We start from the raw sequence: 6,443 nt of genomic DNA, 5'->3' as shown, positions 1-6,443 counted from the left end.
TTTGGGATGGTCTGTCCTATCCACAGGACAGCTGTGTACCGCAAGTTAACCCATTCTCTGTTGAAGATGAGTTGACATACCACTACTACGAGGCCAACGTCGAACTTGGTAATCAGATGCTTGACGATGCCGGGTTTGAAGATGTTGACGATGACGGTCTGAGAGAAGCACCAAACGGTGAGGACTTTGACATTCTCATCGAGTGTGCTGATTCATCCGAAATCGCCATTGAGGTCGGTGCCGTTTTCGCCGATGCTCTACAGGCACTCAGCGTTGATGCTACCTCGGAACCAACCGACTTCTACGAATACCTGAACCGGTTGTACTTCCACGGTGACTACGACATGGTGTTCCTAGGTTCGTCATTCAGCACCTTTGATGTTGACTGGCTTGCCTACGAGTACTGGTCTGAGTACGTTGATGAGCCATACTGGAACTTCCCGAACTTCGCCAATGATACCTATGACTCTTACCGAGAAGACCTGCTCTACTCAACTGACTATGAATCTGTGCGTGAAGCAGCAATCGAGATGCAGAAGATTTGGGTTTACCAGTCTCCGATGATCATCGCGTACGAGAACTTCGAGATTTCGGCCTATAGGACCGACAGATTCGAAGGCTTCAAGAACGATGTCAGCGGTGGTGTCCCAGGATACTGGACCAACTACAAGGTTCACCTGAAGGACTCAGAGGGTGGCCCATTCGGAGGTACTTTCACGTGGAGCAATCCACTTGACATTGATACCTTCAATACTATGGTTAGCTCCTCTGCATACACCAATAACATCCTAATGATGCTCTACGACAGCCTGATTACTCAGGACTGGGAAGGCAAAGACGTCAACTGGCTCATTACCGACTACACGGCAGAGACCCATGACGATAATGCAGAAGTTCCAGAAGGTCACACACGGTTTACCTTCAATATGCTCCAGAACGCAACCTGGACTGACGGCGAACCGCTAACGGCCGAGGACGTTGCATTCTCGCTGAACTACTTCCGTGATTCACCCGGTAATCCGTATGGTGCTGATCTAACAGACATGACTGCGGCTTACGCGAAGACACCTTACACACTTGAGGTGGAATTCAACTCGGAGTCATACTGGCACCTACACACGGTCTCGTACAAGCCTGTCATACCCAAGCACATCTTCACCGAAATCGGCCTTAATGGCTGGAACACTTGGGATCCCAATCCACCAGCTGAAGAGATGGTGACTTCCGGTCCGTTCAACGTGTCGGAGTATGTTGCAGGAGAATTCTGCGAGATTAGCAGAAATCCGAACTACTTCTACGCTCCTGAACCAACCGGTGGTCCAGGTACACCTGAACCCACAGCTCCGGATCTTACATTGGCTCTCGTTGCCGGTGCAGTCGGAGCAGCAGTTGTCATCCTAGTTGGCGGATATGTCTTGATGAGACAGCGATAGTTTAATGACGGGGGACTTCTGTTCCCCCTTTTCCTATTTTTTTCATTATTTACGTCAGATTGCCCTGACCTCAGGTGCTTTATCTTGTTGTTTCACTAACTTCTCAGCTGGCAAGAATGAAGCTTGAGAAGTCACATCTAATCGGAATAGTAATTTCGTCTCTTCCTCTACTTGTTGGCTCTGGGTTAGCTCATGTGGTGGGCGGTACTTCCTTAATTGGAGAGACGATAGGAAACGGAGATTCTTTCACTCCTCTAGAGCTGGTCCTGCAGGCAGTAGTATCAACAGTTGTTGGTTCACTTGTTGTAATCTCGCTGTTCTGGATACTGCATAGGCGTGGTAGGGGTGCAAAGAAACTAGTTGTGGCTTTTGTTGTATCTCCTATCATTTTCTTCGTTTCCCTTTTCTTAGGTCAAGCTTTCCTTCTAGTGCTGTTCAAGGGTGCGCAAACCCCTTTGGAAGGTTTCGTAATGGTGGTTTCAATTGGGGTTTCGATGATGTCCATCATTCTTGTTCTAATTGATGCGATTCCTACTGCAATAAGGAACGTATATGTCGCGTTCTATGGCGCTGTGTTTGGAACCTTCCTTGCGGCGACATTGGTCACTTCTACGATGTTTGTTCTTGTATTTACCATAGTAGCAGAGGACTATTTGCTTACCCGATATTCTCCTGCTGTCAAGTCTGCCCAAATGGCCGGGAAAATCGGTGAGGATCCTTTCGACTACACAAGAATTGAATCAGAAAACATTGTGGTAGGTGTGGGTGATTTCATTGCTTACTCATTGATTTCCTCTCATGCATTCCTTTTCTTTCCGTCTTTCGTTTGGCTAAGTTCAATGGCACTATCATTTCTAGGAATTGTGATCAATCTGACAGTCGTAGCTGAGAAGGGGAAGATTCTTCCAGCCATTCCTATTCCTGCAATTCTAGGTATGTTTCCATGGGCTGCTCATTTGGCCACATTGATATACTTAGTATGACAAACAATCATGTGCTGACTATTTGCAGAGCAATGAAAAAGTCGAAGGAGAAATTGAATTGATATCGAGTGAACGCTCACAGAATGTAATCATGGTAATAACCCTGGCCATTGGCATACTAAGTGGGGTTAGTTTGGCGGGTAGCTCCGCCTATTACTCAGGTAGCTATTTGATGATCCAATATCTCGAAGTTGACTTACTCGGTGTGAGGGTAAGCAATCTCCAGCCTGATAATGAGACGGTAAATCCAAGCTTGTCCGTATCCTTTAATCTTCAAGTTCCCGAAACCCTTTCTGGCGACGCATCAGTTACCTTTCTTCGAGCGAATATCTATCTCAACGGTGAATCCTTTGATTATGCTTCTTTTACTAAACTTCTCCGGGCTGAGAACAGGCAGTTGAACCCGGGATACAACAGAAACTACACGATTGGATCGACAATTGACGTTATGTCCGACAAAGAAATCCTTTATGCTGCATACGATGAATCAAATTGGACATTTTCAATCCTACTGACTGTTTTCTATCACACTTTCGATTCTGATGCTTCCCAAGTTCGTGTTGTATCATTTAGTCAGGTAGGTGTGGATATCATAGAACCTCTACAGTTCAGTTTGTCCTGCAAGAATGGCCTTCAATAATGATATTTGGGGCACGTCTTCAGGATTCACACCACGAATATTGGCTAGTCTGACTGATACGTCGTCAAGGTATTGGGTAGCTATGATTACCTCTTCGATTTTGGATTCACAGGAGAAGGATATGCTTTCGACTTCTATTCCTTCTTGTTGAAGAATCTTTGATGTTGCTTCGAATCGTTTGCGTGTCTGTGTATTTTCGTATGCACTTCTTAGTAGAATCGGAAACACTGATTGTCCTCTGTATGCTCCTATGGCTTCTATCTCGTTATGATTGGCTTCTGGTAATTCTAGGCTGTAAGCGGGCCATTTCGCGTTTTCATTGATTTGTGTTTTTGCTCTATATGCAACAGGTGAAAGATGTCGCCATCCGATAAAAGCAGGAATGTGATTTTGAATCTCGTTAGCTAGGTCTTGTGGTTCCTTGGTTGAACCCTCCTTTTTCTGCTGATTACTAGTCAGTCGTTTTGAAAGCATCTCAAAATCAGTAGAAGGTTGTCCAATCAAGCATTCCATGAGTGGGAGAACTGCCGCCAGCATCATGGGAAGGGCAGCTCTGGGCTGAACGCCTTTTGGCAAAAGATGTGTTCTTTTTGGTTCAGACATTGCTTCTAGTTGCCCTCCAGTTGTTACTGCAAAGAGTTCGCAGCCTCTAGAATCTGCATCTTTGTAGGCAGATAGTGTTTCTTCAGTATTCCCAGAATAGCTAACAGCAATTGTGACCCATTCATCATCAATGAAGCCCGGAAGTTGGTAATCCCGTACAAACAACAAAGGTACGGGGGAGGATTCTCTAAGTAATGCAATAGCAATCTGGCCGACTATTGAGCTCCCTCCCATACCAACTGTGCAGATACCTTTGCTGCTAGGAGCCGCCAAGCTTCTGGCATTTTCCTGGGTGCTTTCTGCTAGCGTTTTCTTAGATAGCAAATCGAAGAACGCATCAACTAAACTGCTCATTGAGTTTCCTACAATGTCTAACGTTTCCTGCAATCCTTATCCCTGATTCCTCTCTCTTCATTAGCCATATATTAATCTCCATCATATGTCATTAGTTCACAATTCCGAGATTCTTTTCAACATCATCAACAAGCTTCATTAGATGCGGAGTTATCATTTGATTCGGTTTTGATTATGGGATTGACAAGAGCCTTTGCAAAACGGGGACTTATCCCCTCCGGTCAGAAGGTCTCAGAGCTTCGGGACAATTTGGCTAGGTTAATGGTGGAATCTGCTATTGTCCTTCATGATCGCTTTGGCGATGAAGGTCTTGAAGCCCTTTCAGAGGTATTTCGGAGGCTCGGCGATGTTGATGCTAAACAAATGAAAAACCGACTTGGTTTGGGCGAGACACTAGAGGACGCTGTTGATGCGTGGAGAGTTGTAGGGCATGTCATGGGCGCAAAAATGAAGGTTGTCGAAATATCTTCTAATCGAGTCAATACTGAACATCCATATTGCCCCCAGCACGAGAAGTTCAAACAACGGGGAAGGTTATACTGCGAATCCGTTTGCTTACCATATGTACGGGCCATCGCTGAGGGGATTGCACCATCAGTTAAGATGGAAGTCGTAGAACCAGCAAGTGAAGATAAGACGTGTGTAAAATCACTTGTCGTCAGAGGTTCTTCTGAATGAATCATTTGATTCTTTCGTGAATCCGATAGGTTTTAGTAATCATCCAAACCCTCTCGTTTTTCGTGTAGGCTAAACGGGTGACGCCCTGAATGCTAGAAGCTGTGGTTTTCGATCTCGACGGAACAATAATAGCCCTAACGTTACCGCTAAACAAAATGCGGGATGATACAAAAGAGTTCTATCTGAAAAAGGGTCTTCCACCCCGTCTTCTTGATTCTACGGATGGTATATCCAGTTCGACCAAGAAGGCAAAGCAATACTTCATGGAACGGGGAATGTCCGAGGAAGAATGGGACCAGCTTCAGAGAGAGGTTGATGTTGTCCTAAACAAACATGAATCGGATGCGGCCAACGAAGTACGACTGGTTGACAAGGCTAAGTCCGTTGTAAAATCCGTATCCGACCTGGGATTGAAAACAGCAATATTGACCAATAATGGCCGGGAAGCGGTTGACAAGATATTGGATCAAATCAACGTAGATCATCTTTTTGATGTTATTCAGACTCGCAACGAATCCCCCAATCCGAAACCTTTTCCCGATGGTTTGATTCGTGTTCTTAAACGACTCGATGTGAAGCCGAGTGAGGCAATATATGTTGGAGATGCAAGCATAGATGCTGAAGCTGCAAGGAGAGCTGACATTGCTTTTTGGGGTGTTGCAACTGGCGAAGTCAAGAAAGAAGAGCTTCTTGAGGCGGGGGCTGAAGAAGTATTTGACGAGCTCAAAGGGATTTTGCCTGCACTACGAAAACGACTGAACTGTTAATACCCCCACAGTTGTCCGATTGTTAAGATAAAGACCATGAATTATGTCACTCTTTCCGATTTGCCTTTCATGTTTATGACATGCAATGACATCTTCAAAATGACTTTTGCAGAATGGCTGTTAGAACCCCTCTAAGTGGAATAGAATGCAGTATAGAAAACAACTCCTGAGGATATGAGCTTCTAACAGCTTATTATATTATATCGGAGTAATTGAATCATGCTACTGGGCAGTCCCTCGTCCATGGTACAAGAAACAGCAGCAAAAGGTATTGAGTCAATGATGATCGATGAGGGTGCATATTCAGTTCTTGCGTCAGCAACAGGTGCGTATCTCTGTCGAAATCCCCCTATACCCACTAAGTGGGATTCCTGCAAACGTCCCCATGTCGCAGTTCTCTGCAGGGAATCAGGTAGAATTCAAAAATTCTACCTTTCGCATCCTGTTGAAGACGGATCTAAACATTCGAAGCTTGTTGTTGAGAAACTTGACAAACTTGGTGAAGGCTCTATCATCGAGGTTAAGGAAAACAACCTCAACTATAGCTACTATAGGTGTGAAAACGGTTACTGGTTGAAAGTTGCGGAATCATCTAACCCGTTTTTTGTTGAAGTCTTTTCACATGGATCTGCCCCAATTCGAATGCGTCTGCAAAGTAGTAGAGAGCCATATCTCAGAGAAATGTTCACCTAGATACTCTCTTTTCGAATTAGATTCTTTAGGTGAACTTCGCTTCGTAAACCTCGAGCTAGTTGAACTTGCGAGAAGAAGCTGTACCATTGATTCTCAAACAACTCAAACTGGATTGCGTACTACTGTCGAGATAACTTGTTGGCTTTTGTACACTGAATCGTATCTATGCAGAAGGGCATTATGTCCTGATGGGGTGAAGAATGTGAAGGTGCGAGGAGCGCCTGAGAAAAAGATTGCTTGGTTTGCAGGCTTTACGCCCGCGCTTGAGGAGGAGAGGAGTGTGTGCAAGCCG

General features: G+C 45.0%; 7 protein-coding genes. 6 read left to right on the top strand and 1 reads right to left on the bottom strand.

Features of this window, described 5'->3' with window-relative positions; all coding sequences use genetic code 11:
- From GF309_05790 to GF309_05780, 3 genes are all read left to right on the top strand, one after another.
- Positions 1 to 1,433: hypothetical protein (locus tag GF309_05790; protein MBD3158285.1), on the top strand; the 1,433-nt coding region annotated here is incomplete at its 5' end.
- 116 nt (positions 1,434 to 1,549) lie between these two features.
- Positions 1,550 to 2,416, top strand: a complete 867-nt coding sequence (locus GF309_05785) for a hypothetical protein (protein MBD3158284.1) — start codon at positions 1,550 to 1,552, stop codon at positions 2,414 to 2,416.
- 58 nt (positions 2,417 to 2,474) lie between these two features.
- Complete coding sequence (locus GF309_05780) at positions 2,475 to 3,056, top strand: hypothetical protein (protein ID MBD3158283.1); 582 nt, start codon at positions 2,475 to 2,477, stop codon at positions 3,054 to 3,056.
- Here the strand turns inward: GF309_05780 and GF309_05775 are convergent.
- Positions 3,018 to 4,013, bottom strand: a complete 996-nt coding sequence (locus GF309_05775) for a bifunctional phosphoglucose/phosphomannose isomerase (GenBank protein ID MBD3158282.1) — start codon at positions 4,011 to 4,013, stop codon at positions 3,018 to 3,020. The two genes, GF309_05780 and GF309_05775, sit on opposite strands and share 39 nt — an antisense overlap.
- Before the next feature lie 174 nt (positions 4,014 to 4,187).
- On the opposite strand from GF309_05775, the gene GF309_05770 reads away from it, so the two are divergent.
- From GF309_05770 to GF309_05760, 3 genes are all read left to right on the top strand, one after another.
- The gene (locus tag GF309_05770) at positions 4,188 to 4,691 is read left to right on the top strand and encodes a hypothetical protein (protein MBD3158281.1); all 504 of its coding nucleotides are present in this window, start codon (positions 4,188 to 4,190) and stop codon (positions 4,689 to 4,691) included.
- An 89-nt stretch (positions 4,692 to 4,780) separates the two neighbouring features.
- Positions 4,781 to 5,458: an HAD-IA family hydrolase gene (locus GF309_05765; GenBank protein ID MBD3158280.1), complete on the top strand. Its 678-nt coding sequence runs from the start codon at positions 4,781 to 4,783 to the stop codon at positions 5,456 to 5,458.
- Between the two features lie 219 nt (positions 5,459 to 5,677).
- A complete protein-coding gene (locus GF309_05760; protein MBD3158279.1) occupies positions 5,678 to 6,151 on the top strand; it encodes a hypothetical protein in 474 nt (157 codons plus the stop codon).
- The last annotated feature ends 292 nt before the right edge of the window (positions 6,152 to 6,443 follow it).

It is taken from the genome of Candidatus Lokiarchaeota archaeon, assembly GCA_014730275.1.
GTDB lineage: Archaea > Asgardarchaeota > Thorarchaeia > Thorarchaeales > Thorarchaeaceae > WJIL01.
This window is presented reverse-complemented; position numbering and strand designations above follow the sequence as displayed.

Coding starts and splice junctions, on each gene's coding strand:
- GF309_05785 (MBD3158284.1), top strand. CDS start 1,550: ATGAAGCTTGAGAAGTCACATCTAATCGGAATAGTAATTTCGTCTCTT.
- GF309_05775 (MBD3158282.1), bottom strand. CDS start 4,013: ATGAGCAGTTTAGTTGATGCGTTCTTCGATTTGCTATCTAAGAAAACG.
- GF309_05770 (MBD3158281.1), top strand. CDS start 4,188: ATGGGATTGACAAGAGCCTTTGCAAAACGGGGACTTATCCCCTCCGGT.
- GF309_05765 (MBD3158280.1), top strand. CDS start 4,781: ATGCTAGAAGCTGTGGTTTTCGATCTCGACGGAACAATAATAGCCCTA.
- GF309_05760 (MBD3158279.1), top strand. CDS start 5,678: ATGCTACTGGGCAGTCCCTCGTCCATGGTACAAGAAACAGCAGCAAAA.